Origin of the sequence: Coprococcus sp. AF16-5 (genome assembly GCF_003479365.1) — a bacterium.
GTDB classification, from domain to species: Bacteria; Bacillota; Clostridia; order Lachnospirales; family Lachnospiraceae; genus Coprococcus; species Coprococcus aceti.
In genome coordinates this window covers 1-18,771 of sequence record NZ_QUGZ01000008.1, presented here as the reverse complement: position 1 = coordinate 18,771, position 18,771 = coordinate 1, and the positions used below count along the sequence as shown (strand labels likewise).

The following is an 18,771-nucleotide window of genomic DNA, read 5'->3' as shown; positions in this document are numbered from 1 at the left end:
TCATTGCCTCCTGTTAATAACTGTACACATCAGTGTCTATATTCCACGCACTCCTGCGCATAGTAATACTGCGCAGGATAACGAGTATAGCTCCCATTATTATAAAGAAAATAATATATACTGCATATGACGGGATCATTGTAAACTTGAAAACAAGATATCCTGCCACACACAAAACAATTGCTATAACAATTGCAATAGCCATATTAAAGAATGCATTCAGATTGCCTCTGAGCGCACCGTATTCATCCTCCCAGTCAAGCTTCGGATGTGTTGAATCGAGAAGCACACCTGTGTATGTGCAAATGCCCGAGCCGAGGATTCCCAGCACAACATAATACACACTGTCTATAACACTACACTCCATATATATGCAGAGGATAACCGTGGTAACCGCGATCGTCACTCCGCTGAACAGCATGCTAACCCAGACCTTTGCGCGGATCTGGAGATCATATGTCATCGGGATGTGCTTTATAAATGATATATGGCTTCCCTCTCTGGTGAACGCCGTGGATGCGATACTGTTCATCGCTGTTGCAAAGAATGCCAGGGCGATGACCGCAACCAGCATGACCATGTCAGCCAGGAAAAGCCCTCTTCCAAATGTGTCTCTGAATGCCCTGATCGAATCCGCAGTTGCAGGTATATTGAACAATGCCACAACGAGTATCGGCCATATCAGGTTGACCACAACGCAATACTTCCTGTATGCCGGAGTCCTCACCAGTGTCTTTATCTCCTTTGCCATATATGATCTGAACGGTGTCTTTATGGCAAAGTCCTGCAGCCCGACAACTTCCTTCTGGCGGCGTCCCGACCTTCCTGTGGATGACACAAGGTATACGCCCCTGAGGTACAGCAGATTTCCAAGGAAAAACAGAAGTGCCACACAGGCAGCGTTCACAAGCACAAAGAGCAACATATACACGATGTTGTTACTGCCCAATGCCTTCAGGAACAGCGGAACTGTGAAAAATATATTGTTCATTACCTTTATGAATATATTGTCACCATTTTTAAGGCTGTCTATGTAATTATTTATATTCACAGAGTCCATCTGTGCAAATGACCATATGAAAAGGCCTGCAAACACTACAACCGCAAGTCCCACCATGAAGTCCACATTTCTGAGCAGTTTGAGTCTGCTGAAAAACGCCATGACTATCAGTGCAAATATACCACAGTACACCAGCGGCAGAACCGGAAGTAAAAATACGCCAAGTAATGAGGTTATCACGGATACCGGCTTTATCTCTGCGGCTACAAAGTAACCGATAAATCCACAGAAGAGAACCATAAACTCCATGACGCTCTCGGCAAAATATGCGTGTGTAAACTTGGCGGCCACAAGCTCTGCCGGTTTCACAGGCAGCGGCAGTAAATGATCAAGATCAGATGAAAAATAAAGCAGATTGAATATGACCATTATACTGAATATAACGCCGAACACCGACATGAGCTGGATAACGAGGTTGAGTCCCTCTGTACAGCCTCCCGCCTCCATGAGTGCGGCAGTCATTATGTAAACTATAAATCCCACAACGATACAGCACGGGATCATGATACAGCACATGGCGATGATTCCCATGACCTTATATGCCTTTGCCTTGTCCCCGTGCTCCGGCATCTCCATATCATTATTCCTGCTTATCATACTGAGCAATATCCTAAAATTCTTCATGCGTCATCTCCACAAATATCTCTTCAAGAGATTTGTTCCTGTGCTGTGTCTCAAGCTCATCCAGAGTTCCCTGGTATATATCCTTTCCCTTTCTTATCATGATTATCTTGTCGCAGAGCTTCTCTGCAACCTCGAGAACATGTGTTGAAAAGAATACACAGTTTCCTGCGTCGGCATGTTCACGCATCATCTTCTTGAGCTCATATGCCGCATTCGGATCAAGTCCCGTCATAGGCTCGTCGAGTATCCATACAGGTGGATTGTGCACAAGCGCAGCTATGACCATCATCTTCTGGCGCATACCGTGGGAATAGCTGACCATCTGTCTGTTCAGGCTGTCCTCCATACCAAAGCGTTCAGCCATCTGCTCTATCCTCTGCTTTCTCTCGGTGGTCGATACTCCATATATATCAGCGATGAAATTGACATACTCAAGTCCCGTAAGTCTGAGAAATATATCAGGATTGTCGGCTATATAACCCATGGACTGCTTGGCCTCCATCGGCTTTTCTCTCATATCGAAACCATTTATCTTTACTCTGCCCTCCGTCGGCATAAGTATACCTGTCAGCATCTTGATGGTAGTTGTCTTACCCGCACCATTCTGTCCAACAAATCCTACTATCTCACCCTTGTGTATATGGAAACTGAGATCATCAACTGATACAATGTCTCCGCCATACACCTTCTTAAGATTCTCCGCTATTATCATGCGCATGTCCTTTCATCACTATATCGTTTTTGCATACCCGGTCTTATTATATCAATTCAGCGTACGGTTTACAAGTTTACCGTTGTATCAAGACAGAATGAATATATGACCTTCTCCTTAACCTTCATGCCGGTGAGCTGTTCAAGCACATCGGCGTATTTGTCGAGCTGGACATGGTATCTCTTAACCAGCTCCGACGCATCCTTCACGCTGTCTGTCTTGTAATCCAGAAGAACTATGCCGCCATCCTCCTCGAAGTAGGCATCTATGATTCCCTGTACAACTATCGTCTCGTCTCCGCAGTCCTTAAGTGAGCTCATTATTTCTCCGGGCTTCATCATCATGTAGAACTGTCTCTCACGGTACAGTCTGTCCGACTTGCCCGCAGCCGCCATGCGCTGTCCTATCTCACTGTGTATCATCTTATATATCTTCTTTGGTCTTATCCGCTCTCTGTACAGCTCATCAAATAACCCAAGCTCAAACACTCTGTCGACATCCTTCTCTGCATCCGCAACAGTTTTCCCTGAGAAGTCTGCAAGCTCCATGATCTTGTGATAAATGTTTCCTATCTCATTTCCATGGACTATCCTCTCCTCACTCATGAATGCTGGGATTGGGACCTCACTTCTGGCACTGTACTCCCTGCTGGTTAGGATATCCGGTGTAATGGCATCCTCACCGTGCGCCTGAAGTCTTTTTATCTCGGTTATGGACATCTTGCTCTTAAGCCCCGAATGTCTGTAGCCATACCTGAATTCCAGTCCGTTCTTCACATGGTCATAAAGTTCTTTGTCGAGCTTCGCTTCAGAGGCTTCCACTGTCATATTTTCTGCTTCATCCTGATCAGTCTCAGGAGACATAAAGCTGTCGGCCTCCACCTCGATGCTCTTCACATGATCGCACTCTCCCACATATCTGAGCGCGGTATATATCCAGGCGGCATAGCCATTTGCTTTCATGATAGATGCATAATTCATCCTGTCTCCGATTATATACATATCACAGGCTGCCTTGAATTTATCTGCATCCTTCACGCACCCGGTCATGTACAACTTTTCCTTTGCCCTGGTTAACGCCACATACAGGACTCTCATCTCCTCGGCATAGGTCTCCGCAACGATATTCTTACTCATTATCCGCTTGAAAAATGTCATTCTTCTGGCTCTTGTTCTGAGGTCGACCTGGTCGCACGCCAGATAATGATCCTGGTGGACAAGCACATTTGATCTGGTGTCCATCAGATTAAACTCCTTGCCGAGCCCAGACACAAATACAACAGGGAACTCCAGTCCCTTGCTCTTGTGCATGGTCATGACTCGGACGACGTCCTCATTCTCACTGACCACATCAGCCTCTGCAAAATCCAGATCATTTGTCTTGAGCTCATCAACATATCGGATGAAGTTGAACACGCCCTTGCTGTTCTCCTCGAAATCATCCGCCTTCTTGATGAGCATGTCGATATTCGCCTGGCGTCTTCTTCCCATCGGTCTGGCACCGACAAACCAGTAAAATCCGGTGGTGTCCAGCACGTATCTTATTATGTCGCTTATGGACATATAATTTTTATTCTTCTTGAGATAGTCAAGCATGCGGAGGAATTCCCACAGTCTGTCCACAGCGTGTTTTTTCTCGCCCACATGGGTGTCCATATAATCTATGACCTTGTCATAAAGTCTGGCGTTCCAGTCCGTGCCGTTCTTCTCGTATCTGCTGCGGTATTCACCCACTATAACCGCAAGCTCCTCCTCATCAAGGCCCACCAGTGGCGACCTTAAGACAGCAGCCAGGTCGTAATCCACGTAGCTGTTATCAACTATGGAGAGCATGCTGACCAGTGTCCGTATCTCAGCAGCATCAAAGTAGCCACTCTCACTCTCAATATACAGAGGTATGCCCTTCTCCTGAAATACCCTGTCAAATATGGTGGATGCTGTGGACACACTTCTAAGCAGTATGACGATATCCTTATATCTGACAGGTCTCCTGTCAGCACCACTTCCAACATACAGAGGTTCACTTCCGTCAACAATATCACGTATCTTACCGGCGATATAATTCGCCTCAACCTCAGGATTGCCATACTCCTCAGATACATCCGCTTCTCTCATATTGTTGTCTATGAGTATGAACTCTGATACAGAGCCATGATCCACGTCATCCGGCTCCTTCATCCCTTCTCCGTCACTTATGGCAAATCTGGAATTGAGCTTTGCGCCCTCATCGTACTCTATGTCTCCTATCTCTCGCCTCATGAGCTGGGCAAATATTGAGTTCACCGTCTTTAACACATTTATCTCACTTCGGAAGTTTCTGGTCAGCAGTATGCTGTTGCCATCTATGTCCGGGTCCGCTATGTCAGCATCACCCAGCCTGCGGTAGCTGTCATACTTCTCTATGAACAGATCCGGTCTCGCCATTCTGAATCTGTATATGCTCTGCTTAACATCACCGACCATGAATGTGTTGTGGATATCCTCACCGTGTCCCGACACACTTGCCAGAATGTATTCCTGCAGAAAGTTACTGTCCTGATACTCATCTATAAGTATCTCCCTGTACCGCCTTGAGACTTCCTTTCCAATCTCTGAAGGGACAGCCCTGTCATCCTCTATTCCATCGCAAAGTATCCTGAACGCGAACTCCTCTATGTCGTGGAACTCGAACATATTCTTGTCCATCTTGACCTTCATCAGCTCATCCATATAAAGCTCAGTGAGCTTCAAAAGTGATGATATCACTGGCTCAGTCATGGCTGCCTGCCTCAGAATGTCATCCACATCCAGGACGACCGAAACTATGTCGTCTATGATCGACTTATACACATCCCGCCTTGATTTGACAAATTCCTTCTTCTCCGGGTCAGCTCCACCGCCCGGGTTCACAAATCTGTCAAATGCATAGCATATACTCCGGCCCTGGGCATCCTTCTCCATCTTGAGTCCCTCCGGTCTCAATGACGATCTGTATATATCTCTGAGTTCAAACAGGTCAACATGCAGGTCGTCTTCCCCGCCACAGCTTCTGAGCATGTGTGTTATCAGCTCAACATCCTTATCCACACGGAGTCCGTACGCCTCAAGGCCATACGCCTCCGTTGCATATTTCTGGCACTCCCTGACCATATCATCCGCAGTTCTGAGCATCATGTACACCCTGTCCGCAAATGTTCTGACCATCGGAAGCCCCATGACTTCTCTTCTCTTCTCCTCCTCAGTGGATGATGTATCCACGGCAAATTTCATGGCATCCGCCGCCTGCGCAAGCCATTTCTTCGGCTCCGGATAGCTAGATATAACCTTTATTATCCTCTCAACGATATCCGGCACGGCACTGTCACTCTCATTTCTCGCAAACGTCATTATCAGCCTGTCGAAACCGGGCACGACCGATTCATCCTCGTAGCACATCTCCATGACCTGATCCATCACGTCGTGCTTTATGATCTTCATCTCCGTGTCGTCCGCTATGCCAAATGCACAGTCGAGCTCCACCCTCGCAAAGTATTCCTTCACTATCCTAAGGCAAAAGCTGTCTATGGTGCAGATGTCAGCATGGTTGATCAATGTCATCTGCTTTATAAGATGCTCGTCATATTCGCCCTTCGCCATCATCTCATCTATCTTTTTCTGCAGTGCCTGTCCTATCTTCTCCTTCATCTGGGCCGCTGCCGCATTTGTAAATGTAACGACAAGAAGCTCATCCACAGATACCGGCTCGCTTCCCTCTATTCTGTCACCACGTGAATTTCTTCCAGCCACCATCTCTATGATACGCTCCACGAGCACCGCCGTCTTACCTGACCCCGCCGCTGCAGATACAAGAAGATTGCCATGCCTTGTGTCGATGACATGCGCCTGCTGGTCTGTCCACTTTATTCCATTGTCAGTCTTCATATCTTTTCCCATGTCATCATTCCTCACTTATCTCTATATCGAACTCAGCAGCTCTCTTCACTATCTGTTCAGACAGTTCCCTCAGCTCCTCAAGATGCACCCTCTCCTCCGCAAGCTTCCTGCCGGTGCTCTCGAGAGTATCCCTCATCTTCTGTGTTGCCTTATCGCCGCGGTCATCTACCTTCTTCTTTGCATCCTCATACTTTTTCCGGGCGCTGTCACATGACTTAACGGCCTTCTCCATATCGCCCCTGACCTTCTTGTATTCAGTCTTGATATTCTTTATATCCTCAGCTTTGCGGTTGTAATTTTCCGCCTCGCCCCTATAGATCCTGGAGTATGAATTGCCTGAATACTTGCTGTCAAATGTACATATGCCCTTAAAATCACAGTATTTGCACGCATTTGCCTTGCCCTCATTGACCGGATTTATCTCGATGCTTCCCTCGGCTATACTGCCGGCAAGCCTCTCTATGTTCCTGCGGTTCGCCTCCATGAGATCTGTTATAAGAGTCTCCTCAAGGCTCTGTCCGTTCTTGAGTGTCGCTGAGCTGTTGTCCATGACCTTCAGCGCCCTGTTATCTCCATTGTACAGGCCTGAATATCTGGACTCCTCAAGTATCTTCTTCTCGAAGGTGTCCACAAGCACTCCCCCGAACACCTCGTCATCGGCCGCAAATCCCATGCCGTCATCGGTGTATCTGATCTTATCTCCCATTGCCGTCACGTCACATGCCGGATTGTCAAAGGTATAATACAGAAGTCCGCCCACATGTATACCACCAGGTCTTCCAAGCTGTGCCATCCTGCGCTTTTCAAGCTCGCAGGCTATGGCGCCGTATGTCACGAGCTGCATCTGGAGTCCTCCGAGCACCTTGTCTATATCCAGCTTCTTATCAGATGACTTGTAATCTATGATCTTGAAATAAGCATCCCTGTCATCCGTAAATTCATCTATTCTGTCTATAACTCCCTTGAGGCTCATCGTGAGTCCATTTGGAAGATTGAATATATATCTGTCTATGTTGTCTGCATTTTCCGATGTGTTGAACCGCCGCTCAAAATTCTCCGGGTCCATCTCCCCACATCTGATAAATGTGCGGAGCGTCCTGGCTGTCCTCGACGCAACATCCGCCAGAAGCTTTTTCATGTATGCCGCTCTTGAAGAATCCTCAAAGTACAGCCCGGCTTCATCCTCCGCAGATTCATTTGCAAATTCCACCGCCTTCTGTTCCAGCTCCGCCTCGTCCAGATGTACCCAGTCGTTGTCCCTGAACATCCTGACAAATGAGAATATCTTCTCCATGGTTCTGTGAAGTATATTACCAACATTTGCAGCGCCTATCCTGTATGTCTCCCTCTCTCTGAGCGAAAGTCCGTATGTCAGGAAATACTTGAACTGGCACTCAGCATACCGCTCAAGCTTGGACACACTCTCCACCAGATTCTCTCCATATATAAGGCGTACAGTATCTGGAGACAGATTTTTTGACGAGTTAACATAATTCTGCCCGAAATTGATCGATCTGAGCTGTCTGCCATATCCCATCTTCGAAAGCAGTTTTCTGACAGCGTCCAGCGTCTCCCCTGCTTCAACGTCATCAGAATGTCTGATGATGTATCTGAGCGCTCCCGCCGCAGTCTCCGGCATCTGACCGTCCACATCATACTCCTCCGTCCGTATATCCGGGAATATATTCTTTATCCTGTCTATCAGGTATGACGGCTTCATGGACTTGAGATCCTCTCCGATCTTTCGGCACAGCACATAGATCATATCCGACGCCTTGGTGAGCGTGGTGTATATATAGAACTGTTCTATATACGCATTTGTCTTATCTGATGGAGCCAGCTCTATACCGTAGTCCTCAAGACTCTGGCGGTCTGCACCGGAGAGTATCCTGCCCTTCTTGGCCGGTTTCGGAATTATGCCTTCGTTCACTCCCGCCATGAACAGCACCTTTATATGGTTGAGCCTTGATCTCGTCATATCGCCGACCACCACGCGGTCTATAGTCGGAGGCACTATACCGATCTCCATATCCGCTATGCCTGCATCCAGGATTCCCGCATATTCTTTTACGGTAAGCTTCTCATCGCCGATTATAGCCTCCATCTTCTCAAACAGGGCAACAACCTTGTCAAATATCCTTCCGTATGCATCTCCCTCATCCCATCTCTCCTGCTCATACAGCACTTTCTTATGAGCCTCAAGCTTACCGCACACATCAAGCTGCGCAAGGAAGCTGTAAAGAGATTCCGTATATGTTCTCACTGTGTTCTTGGAGCCAGGGCTTGCCGGCTTCCACACATCGATACATTTATCCGGGAAAAGCTCCATGATCTGGGCTCTTATAGACTCCATGTCTGCCGCATAGTCAGGATTCCTGTCATCGGTTATCTCCTTCGTCCAGCTCCTGTAACCCCTGAGATTCCTGAGAAGCACATAGTTCTCCATCCTCTCAATGTCGTCCTGATCCACACCGGTCATTCCTGACTTTAACAGTCTGAACACGCTGTCAAATGAGAAGTTCTCCGTCATCACACCGAGGAAAGCCCTTATGGTGTCTGAGCACGGATCTCCCTTAAGAGATATATTTGCATCTATGAACACAGGGATATCGTATTCCTCCATCGCCTGACGGTAATACCTTGCCACATCCTGCAGATCACCCGCAACCACGGCTATATCCTTATAACGGTATCCCTTGTCCCTGACAAGCTCTCGTATTCTTCCCGCTATATACTCAGCCTCGTCTGCCGCCCTGTCCACAGCGACCACATGTATGTCTCCGTCATCGCCCGTGACTCTGCCATGGGGGTATCTGAACAGATTGGCCTCAAGTCCGGCAAGCTCCATGCTTTTCTCGAATCTGTACGGTCTGCGATCCTGACACATAACGACATTATCCAGTATGTCCACATGCTCATCGCCCGCCATTCTCACAAGCGCCTGCACGGTCTCCTTGGTGAGTCTGAACAGCTCGTACTCCTTCGGCTTTGTGAAGCCTATCTGGGACGCATCTATCGTAAATACAAATGTCATGCTCTCAACGCGTGTCATGAGCTTCCTGATAAGATCCATCTGTACCGGTGTAAATCCTGTGAATCCGTCAAGATACAGATGGCTGTGCGCCAGCATATCCGACCTGTCCACGCACTCAGCTAGCAGCTCTATGAGCTGCTCCGCAACTATATAGCTGCCATCCCTGTTGTACTCCTCAAATCTCTTATATATAAGCCTGATGTCATGCATTTTTCTGTATACCAGACTGTCCTTATCCAGCTTGTCCATGACTGCGTCGATCGAATCCCTGTCAACCGCATACTGGAACAGCTCAGACATCATGGATTTCATCTCATCTATAAAACCCATCTTGTTGATATAGCTTCCATAAACAAGGAGCTCGTCCTGTGACTCTATAAGTATCTTCTTGATGAGCATGCTCTTTCCAAAGTCCTCCAGAACCCTTCCCGGATTCACTGACAGCTCATCGAATACCCGGTACGCAAGCCTGTTGAAGCCTATGGCATCTATGTTCATTGTTCCATGCCTCGGATGCATGGTCACTATATCTCTCTGCGCCTCCATGGAGAACTGCTCTGGAACCACGTACAAATAATTCAGGTCTCCGTGAGCCATCGACTCCTCTATCAGCTTCTTTATCACATATTCTGTTTTTCCTGAACCGGCGGGTCCCAGTACAAACTGTATTGCCATCTGTATTCTCCTTACACCTCAATATACTGTTATCTATGCTGTTTTTTCATCTGCTAATAATTTTCTCATAAAATCGCTCTCTTGTGAATAAAATATATAAAAAACAGGGAGAGCAAATAATGTCATCAACTAAACTTATCGTATTAAAATCAAAAGAACTCATATACACCGCCATACTGCTGGCACTTGTGATCGTATTTGTCATTATACTTATCACCATGTTCCGCGGCAAAGATTCAGATGACACCAGTGGTTCAGCCAGGAGCATCGCAACCTCAGCCCAGACTGATCCGTCTCCTAAGCTCGACGAGATACATTACACACCGGGGACATACTCATCTTCCCTTGTTCTGGGAGAAAACACTCTGTCCGTCATGGTCACTGTGGATGAGGACTACATCACAGATGTGTCATTCAAACAGGTGTATGAGACTGTGACCACCATGTACCCACTTCTTGAAACGGCACTCGAGGATATCAATACTCAGCTTCACTACATATCTTCCGTGGACGATATAACACCTTCCGGAGACAGCACATACACTACCAGACTTATCATAGATTCCATACGAAATGCCCTGAAGGATGCCGTGATCAACTAGCTGTCACGGTGCTTTCTGCCAAAACAAAAGGACATATGACCGTATATATCTTGTATTATATACGGTCATATGTCCTTTATTTATCCCACCGTTTATACGGTCGTTACTGCTTTGCAACTATGTTATCCTTATCCTTGAAAATACTGCCTCCCGGCACATATCCCCTGACTCTTGATACAGGATAGATGTTGCTGAATCTTCCTATTACGGTTCCAGGATTGAGGACGCTGTTGCAGCCAACCTCAACATTATCTCCGAGCATTGCACCAAACTTCTTAAGTCCTGTTGCAATGTCAAAGCTCTGTCCGTCCACATTTCCCTTAACGTGAACCAGAGTCTTGTCAGACTTCACATTGGACGTGATGCTTCCGGCACCCATGTGTGACTTGAAGCCGAGGACTGAATCTCCCACATAGTTGTAATGAGGAACCTGAACGTTATTGAATATGATGACATTCTTGAGCTCTGTTGAATTGCCTATCACACAATTCTCTCCGACCAGTACGCTTCCTCTGATGAACGCACCCGGACGAACCTCTGTGCCTGCACCTATGATTGTCGGTCCAAGGATGGTTGCTGTTCCATACACCTTACAGCTCTTGTGGATCCACACATGCTCATCCACCTCATTGTACTCATCCTTGTCCAGGCTCTTTCCAAGCTCAAGCACGAAATCCTTAATAAGTGGAAGCGCCTCCCATGGATAGGTAAGCTTCTCAAGAAGAGGCTTTGCCATGGTCTGATCCAGGCTGTAGAGCTCCTTTATTGTTACAACTGACTGTATATCTTCCATAATAATAGTCTCCTTTTCTATCACATATAACTGATACATACTATGTTATACACCTTTGAATCAGTATGTGCAATCACTGTGTATCCGCATTCTTCTCCGCCTTTGCGCCTGTTCTGGCTGTGGCTCTTGTCTCCTTCTTCTGGGTACCTCCGCCCTTGGCGTAGAAAACCTTCGTTTTGTCGAATACCCCTGTTATTCCATTCTGGTTCTGTATCTGCTTCACAAGGTTTGTGTATTTGGTGACAAATGTAGTCATCTTATCCGTGTATTCCTGCTTGGATATCTGACCTTCAGCGACACCCTCAAGCCCCTTTTCCCAGCTCGCCGTCAGGTCCGCTCTCAGCAGACCGTTGATGGAATAATATACTATATCGTATATTATCTCCCCAAGGAATGTCGGGGTCACTATCTGCGTCTTCTTGTTCAGCGATATATATTTGTTCTTCTCCAGCTTGGTGATGATCCCGTCTCTTGTGGCACTTGTTCCGATTCCAGCTCCCTTGATCTGCTCTCTGAGCGCCTCATCCTCTATGAACTGTCCTGCATTCTCCATGGTCAGGATCAGTGATCCTGAGTTGTATCTCTTAGGTGGGGATGTCTCGCCCTCCTTTATGTCGATTTCCTGGACGCTCAGCTTGTCACCCTTCTTTATTTTCGCAAGCCTTGCTATGAATTCAGGGCTGTACTTCACATCATCCTTCTTCTTGGAAAAGCTGTTGGCAGCCACCTTGAGGTAACCATCGTTTATCAGATATTTGAAGTTGGAAAATAGCTTCTCTCCATTCTTGGAGAGTGTCATTGCAACCTTCTGGTACTCTGCAGCAGGGTAAAATATGCTGAGGAATCTCCTGCATATGATCTCATATACCTTGAGAGCTGTAGGTGCCAGACTTCTAAGTGCTCCAAAGCCCTGTCCGGTAGGTATGATGGCGTAGTGGTCGGTGATCTGCTTATCGTTCACATATTTCGTCTTTGCGATTCCCTTATATGTGCCGCTCTCCATGGCCCCCTGTGCAAATTCTGCCACAGGCTGGAAATTCTTAAGTCCCGATATGTTCCGTCCTATCTCCTTTGCCACGGCCGTTGACAGCACTCTGGCATCTGTTCTCGGATAGGTTACCAGCTTCTTCTCGTAGAGCTCCTGGACTATCTTGAGGGTATCGGACGGACTGATCTTGAAAAATGATGAACAGTCATTCTGAAGCTCCGCCAGATTGTACAGCATCGGAGGCTGTTTCTTCTCTTTCTTGCGCTCCACAGCCTGGGCCACAGCCTCGGGCTCCCCTGCCTTCAGCTCCGCCAGAAGCTGCTCCGCTGCGGGTCTCTCTTTAAATCCATTCTCCTTATACAGAAGAGGCGACTCGAAATACTTTGTGCCCTTCACTGCCTTCCATTCTGCATCAAATGTCTGTCCTTCCTCGCCCACATTTGCAACGAGTCTGTAGAACGGAGTCTTTACAAACTCCCTGATCTCACGCTCTCTCTTCACTATTATACCGAGGACACAGGTCATGACACGACCCACGGCTATGACACATCTATCCATGCCGAGATACCTCTGGACTACATTTGAAAACTTCAGCGACAGCGCCCTTGAAAAGTTGATACCCATAAGGTAGTCCTCCTGGGCCCTAAGGTACGCTGCGTCGCTGAGACTGTCGTACTCTGAGAGTGGCTTCGCCTCACGGATTCCCCTGAGGATCTCCTCCTCGGTCTGTGAATCGATCCACACACGGCGTTTCTCCTTGCCGGTTACGTGAGCCATTGAATCCACAAGCCTGTATATGTATTCTCCCTCTCGTCCTGAATCCGTTGCCACATAGATACAGCCTATGTCATCGCGGGTAAGCAATCCCGCAACGATATTGAACTGTTTCTTTGTGTCAGGAAGAACTTCATATTTGTATTCAGTTGGAATAAATGGAATAGTTGAAAGGCTCCACTTCTTAAGATTCGGATCATAGACCTCCGGGTAGCTCATGGTGACCAGATGTCCGACACACCATGTGACAACCGCTGTATCCGACTCCAGGTAACCATTTCCCGCATTGCCCTTCACCCCCAGCACGTCGGCAAACTGCCTCGCCACGCTGGGCTTCTCTGCTATATATAAATTCTTCAAATTATGCTCCTATTCTTTCAGCATCCGCCACACACATGATCCTGTTTATGCCGTGACCGGTGCAAAAATACATCACAACACATCTGTATATAATAGCAGAATTTGAAGTAAGGGGCAAGCTGCCATATAAATTGCGCGTTATTCCAGAATTGCTCCGCACTTCGTGCTCCTGCAATTCTACGCGGCATTCACACTCCGGCCTGTCGGCCTTCGTGTTCATGTCGCGTCATCCCGTCAAATGCGCTACATGCCGCGAGCAAGCTCTCGCATGTGCGCGCTTGACGGGATTTTAACGCGCAAAAAGCACCCCGCCTGCGATACCGCAGACAGGATGCCTCTAAGCTATTTTATATAGAATTTAGTAGGATTAGCAAACTCAATCTATGTTTTACTGCTCGAATAACAGCTGCTCGTATGTTGGGAATGGCCAAGCTGTCTTTGGAAGTTCCTTCTCAAGTTCATCAGCAGGCTTTCTCACTGTGTCAAATGCTGCAAATACTGTGTTGTGGAAGTACTTAGCCCAGGCCTCTGTATCTCCCTCGTAATCTGCTGCCTTTGCAACCAGCTCCTCAAGGGCTACTGTAGCGCTCTTGAGCTCTGTGAGCTTCTCTGAGATGGTGTTCAGAAGTGATACCTGAACTGTAGGATCAATTCCGAGAGCCTTGATCTCAGCTGCACCCTTTGCAAGCTCTGCCTGATATTCCATAACTGCAGGGATGATCTCCTCATTAGACATCTCTATCATGGTTAGTGCCTCGATGTTGATCTTCTTTGCATAGTTCTCAAGCATTACATCAGCTCTCGCCTCAAGCTCTGCCTTATCCATAACTCCAAGGTTCTCGAAGATCTTAACGCTCTTATCTGCTGCAAGATAAGGAACAGCATCAACCATGCACTTGATATTTGGAAGACCACGCTTTGCTGCCTCCTCAACCCACTCATCTGAGTAACCATTGCCATTGAAGATGATTCTCTGATGTGCTGTGAGTTCTCTTCTGATGAGTGCCTTGCAGGCTGTCTCGAAATCGTCAGCACCCTCAAGTTCATCTGTCATCTTCTTGATCTGATCTGCAACTATTGTATTAAGTACCATCATTGGGAATGCGATGGACTGTGTTGAACCAACCATTCTGAACTCGAACTTGTTACCTGTGAATGCAAATGGTGATGTTCTGTTTCTATCTGTGGCATCCATTGTAAATGTAGGAAGTGTTGATGCACCTGATACATATGTCTTGCCCTTTGGGGACTCTGTAGCCTCACCCTTCTCGATGATCTGCTCAACGATCGACTGGAGCTGCTCTCCAAGGAATGCTGAGATGATTGCTGGAGGTGCCTCGTTAGCTCCAAGTCTGTGATCATTTCCTGCTGATGAAGCAGAAAGTCTCAGAAGCTCAGCATTGTTATCTACTGCTGCCAGAACTGCTGCCAGGAAGAACTGGAACTGGAGATTTGTCTCAGGATGCTTGCCTGGATCGATGAGGTTCTCGCCCTCGTCTGTTGAGATCGACCAGTTGTTGTGCTTACCTGAACCATTTACGCCGGCAAATGGCTTCTCATGGAGTACGCACTCAAGGTCATGCTTTGCAGCGATCTTCTTCATGGTTGCCATAACCAGATGGTTCTGATCTGTGGCGATGTTGGTTGTTGAGAAGATTGGTGCAAGCTCATGCTGTGCAGGTGCAACCTCATTGTGCTGTGTCTTTGCAAGGATGCCGTATTTCCACAGCTCCTCGTTCAACTCTGTCATGTATGATGCGATCTTATCCTTGATCGCTGCGAAATACTGATCATCAAGCTCCTGTCCCTTTGGAGGCATTGCTCCGAAAAGTGTACGTCCGCAGAGCTTAAGATCTGTTCTCTTTGCAAATTTCTTCTTATCTATCAGGAAGTACTCCTGCTCAGGACCAACTGATGAAGTAACCTTCTTGGCTGTTGTGTTGCCGAACATTGCAAGAGCCTTAAGGGCTTCCTTGCTGATGGCATCCATTGAACGGAGAAGAGGTGTCTTGTAGTCAAGTGACTCTCCTGTATATGATGTGAATGCTGCCGGAATACAGAGGATACATGTTCCCTCATCTGTTGTCTTTACAAATGCAGGTGATGTACAATCCCATGCTGTATATCCTCTTGCTGCGCATGTCTCACGAAGACCGCCTGAAGGGAATGATGAAGCATCCGGCTCTGACTTGATGAGCTCCTTGCCTGTGAACTGAAGGATAACGCCGCCATCACCGACTGTGCTTACGAATGAGTCGTGCTTCTCTGCTGTTGTCTCTGTAAGTGGCTGGAACCAATGTGTATAATGTGTTGCACCAAGCTCCATTGCCCATTCCTTCATGGCTGCTGCAACTGAATCTGCGATTGATGTATCGAGAGGCTCGCCCTTGTCAATAGTCGCCTTGAGTGACTTGTAAACTGCTTTTGGAAGTCTCTCTCTCATGACCTGATCTGAGAATACGTGTGAGCCAAATACGGCCGAAATTTTGTTCATCATAATTACTACTCCTTTTCTTGATTAAAAATGAATCCTTAACGTATCCTCAAAAAAAGAGAAAGGTGTCCTCCTTCTTGAGAACACCTTTGTCCATTTCGTATCATCTAATTGTTGAATATAAAATACTCCATATTCTTTCAAAAATCAACCCCTAATTTTAAAAAAATCTCATATATAAAAAATACTGTCGTCGTCCACGCAATAGCACGCCAGCTTTCCGCCCCTGTTTCTCTCTCCATTTCCGCAGTCGAGATCCGTATAGTATGATGTCACATAAGCGTTATATGAATGATCTTCATTGAGTCTGTTCGTCGTCACATGTCCGCAGAACACATACCTGTCAAATGCCTTCTTATCCGAAAACGGAACATTGTGGATATCCGGCGATATGAGAAACCTGTATTCATCTCTTCCCACGGCATTCGTAATAGACTCGGTAATGTTGATCGTCCTGTCAGCATTTCTGACATACGATCCACAATGAATTCCCGGATGGGTAACAACACAATCCCCGTACTTTGGCGAATGTATCTCTGTGTAATGTGGCAGATGAGCCAGATACCCGTGCAGCTTCATCTGTTCATCTACATTGAGCTTCTTTATATCTCTGACCGTACCACCACCGCCGAATATGATCCACTGTCTCTCTGACATGCTCCCATCTATGTACATCTGGGCAAACAGCTCATGGTTGCCCTTTATGAGTTGCATTGAACCATCCACAAGATAGTCAGACATAAACTCAAGAAGAGAAATTCCCTCATCGTTCCAGTCAAATATGTCTCCCATGACTATCATGTGGTCCACGGCTGGATCAAAGCTTATCTTTTTCAACATTTTTCTGAATGACATGACATCTCCGTGGATGTCGGATATGAGATATAGCATTTATTCTTCCTTTGATAATCGTTCTATCAGTCCAGCCTCTTAATAAGCTCCTCATATATCTCCTCCGCCACCGCCAGCTTATATGCAAGTCTTGTCGGCTGAGGCGGGAGCTCCACATAATACTCTTCCACATCACCATCTATATCTATGGCAAAGTATACCTGTCCCGGAATCGAAGCGTCTGGATTTGCCGGATCCACATTTCCCATGGTTCCAGTCACGCCGATCCCTATATTCGCATTATACGCCTTTCTACACACCTGCGCCATTGAACCTGCAGTTTCCTTTGAATAGACTGTATACTTGTCTATGATCTCTGCGGGAACCCCCTGCATGATCTTTGCCTCATTGCAGTAGGTGATAAATGCCCCTTTCAGCACCGCAGAGGAACCTTCCGTGTCGGTGATCAGGGAAGCTATCTGCCCTGAGGTAGCGGATTCCATAGTGGTGATGGTGAGGTGACGGGTGATAAGGATTTTAGTCAATTTATGATAGTTGTCTCTTATATTATTCTCGTTATATTGTTTCATATACGCATATATCTCCCATTTTCGATACTTCTTTATTTTTTATTTATCATCAGAGTAATAATTTTCAATCGTGCGTCAAGCTGAATACTCAATATTGCAAATAAAAATAGTTCACCATACTAAATTATATTTACTCCGGTGAACTATATTTATTATAGCTTATATATTATTGTTGCCAGTTCTAAATACAAACATTCTAAGGCACAATATCATAACCGGAATTACCACATCCGTAAGAAGCACCAACGTCTCTGCCGGTTTGATAATACCAATCTCCGCCAATACAGTGTATATGATCAAAAATGCCTCAATCATGTATACTCCCAATACAAATATTCCTCGCCTAGCAGAGACTTTCATAAGCTTTGCTGCAGCTCCGATAACTGCAAATGACAAAATTGCAAATAATACAAACCACAATATACACACGGGGATTCCCGCCTGTTTTTCAATTATTGTAATATTGTATCTTGCTTCGAAAAATTTGTCCGGTACACTCCCAGGCTGAGACATATCACTTACAAGTGCCGCACCTGACATCTTATGCTTACTGGTAAATATATCCTCACATCCAGCAAACATCATTATTGCTCCACATAGTAATGATGCAATACACATCGCAATATTCAACCTATACTGCACCGCCATATATATAATAAACATAATAGTTTCAGCACATATAATTGCAAATGTAAGATCATCTTTACCTGTCACAAGCTTTACGCTTGTAACATTTGCCAATTCAATCAGGAACCATATCAGCATTCCAGCCCAGTTGTTCTTTATCAGATCTGCGCTCTTTATCATCACTACAAATGCAAGTATCGTTATAACCAGCGCATATATCCTGTCACTTCCAGATCTAAATAATCCCCAGTGACCACCATCATCAAATCCACTGTCCGTACATAGGGAAAACACTGTTCCCGCCCAGCAAACCAACGCATACAAAAACACAAGTAAGAATACAGTCGTTCCATCCTTGTACTTCTTTTTATCTGTCAAAAGAGAACCGCAGTAACATATCACGCAATATGTCTTGTCGCATATTTTTTCAAGAGGCAATACAAAAAGTATCACACCAACAAGAATACATATTAGAATATGTTTTACTTGATCCACTGTCCCTACTCCACCTATGTATCCGGCAAAGAATGCGTTTTCTGTTCTTGCCATTATTGCCCTCATTGCCGCGTAACAGACGGCTGATGTTATGAAGGCGGGGATGGCCGGACTGGTAATTTGTTTTTTTGTTTGTGGATTATGTTTCATTCTTTACCTTGTATGATTATTTAGAAGCTAATAATCATTCATTCCTTTCAT

At 46.2% G+C, this 18,771-nt stretch carries 11 protein-coding genes; 1 reads left to right on the top strand and 10 read right to left on the bottom strand.

Annotation, left to right across the window (positions count from 1 at the left end; all coding sequences use genetic code 11):
- Positions 1-13 precede the first annotated feature (13 nt).
- From DWW70_RS13745 to DWW70_RS13730, 4 genes are all read right to left on the bottom strand, one after another.
- Positions 14-1,684 carry a hypothetical protein gene (locus tag DWW70_RS13745; protein WP_118650069.1) on the bottom strand — a complete coding sequence of 557 codons (1,671 nt, stop codon included), beginning with the start codon at positions 1,682-1,684 and terminating at the stop codon, positions 14-16.
- The gene (locus tag DWW70_RS13740; RefSeq protein ID WP_022216895.1) at positions 1,671-2,396 is read right to left on the bottom strand and encodes an ABC transporter ATP-binding protein; all 726 of its coding nucleotides are present in this window, start codon (positions 2,394-2,396) and stop codon (positions 1,671-1,673) included. The genes DWW70_RS13745 and DWW70_RS13740 overlap by 14 nt, the downstream gene beginning before the upstream one ends.
- A 68-nt stretch (positions 2,397-2,464) precedes the next feature.
- The gene (gene addA / locus DWW70_RS13735) at positions 2,465-6,307 is read right to left on the bottom strand and encodes a helicase-exonuclease AddAB subunit AddA (protein ID WP_118650070.1); all 3,843 of its coding nucleotides are present in this window, start codon (positions 6,305-6,307) and stop codon (positions 2,465-2,467) included.
- A 4-nt stretch (positions 6,308-6,311) separates the two neighbouring features.
- Positions 6,312-10,016 carry a PD-(D/E)XK nuclease family protein gene (locus DWW70_RS13730; protein WP_118650068.1) on the bottom strand — a complete coding sequence of 1,235 codons (3,705 nt, stop codon included), beginning with the start codon at positions 10,014-10,016 and terminating at the stop codon, positions 6,312-6,314.
- 119 nt (positions 10,017-10,135) lie between these two features.
- On the opposite strand from DWW70_RS13730, the gene DWW70_RS13725 reads away from it, so the two are divergent.
- Complete coding sequence (locus tag DWW70_RS13725; RefSeq protein WP_118650067.1) at positions 10,136-10,618, top strand: hypothetical protein; 483 nt, start codon at positions 10,136-10,138, stop codon at positions 10,616-10,618.
- A gap of 103 nt (positions 10,619-10,721) precedes the next feature.
- Here DWW70_RS13725 and DWW70_RS13720 read toward each other — a convergent pair whose 3' ends face one another.
- The 6 genes from DWW70_RS13720 to DWW70_RS13690 all read right to left on the bottom strand — a co-directional run bounded on the left by DWW70_RS13720 (position 10,722) and on the right by DWW70_RS13690 (position 18,624).
- On the bottom strand, positions 10,722-11,411 hold the full coding sequence (locus DWW70_RS13720; RefSeq protein WP_015535088.1) for a hypothetical protein: 690 nt from the start codon (positions 11,409-11,411) through the stop codon (positions 10,722-10,724).
- 73 nt (positions 11,412-11,484) lie between these two features.
- Positions 11,485-13,533, bottom strand: a complete 2,049-nt coding sequence (locus tag DWW70_RS13715) for a DNA topoisomerase (RefSeq protein ID WP_118650066.1) — start codon at positions 13,531-13,533, stop codon at positions 11,485-11,487.
- A 388-nt stretch (positions 13,534-13,921) separates the two neighbouring features.
- Entirely contained in the window at positions 13,922-16,030 is a 2,109-nt protein-coding gene (locus DWW70_RS13705; RefSeq protein ID WP_117549155.1) for a glutamine synthetase III family protein, read from the bottom strand.
- Between the two features lie 168 nt (positions 16,031-16,198).
- Entirely contained in the window at positions 16,199-16,918 is a 720-nt protein-coding gene (locus tag DWW70_RS13700) for a metallophosphoesterase (protein ID WP_118650064.1), read from the bottom strand.
- A 26-nt stretch (positions 16,919-16,944) separates the two neighbouring features.
- Positions 16,945-17,448, bottom strand: a complete 504-nt coding sequence (locus DWW70_RS13695; protein WP_118650063.1) for a CinA family protein — start codon at positions 17,446-17,448, stop codon at positions 16,945-16,947.
- Positions 17,449-17,607: 159 nt separating this feature from the next.
- Entirely contained in the window at positions 17,608-18,624 is a 1,017-nt protein-coding gene (locus DWW70_RS13690; protein WP_118650062.1) for a hypothetical protein, read from the bottom strand.
- Positions 18,625-18,771 lie beyond the last annotated feature (147 nt).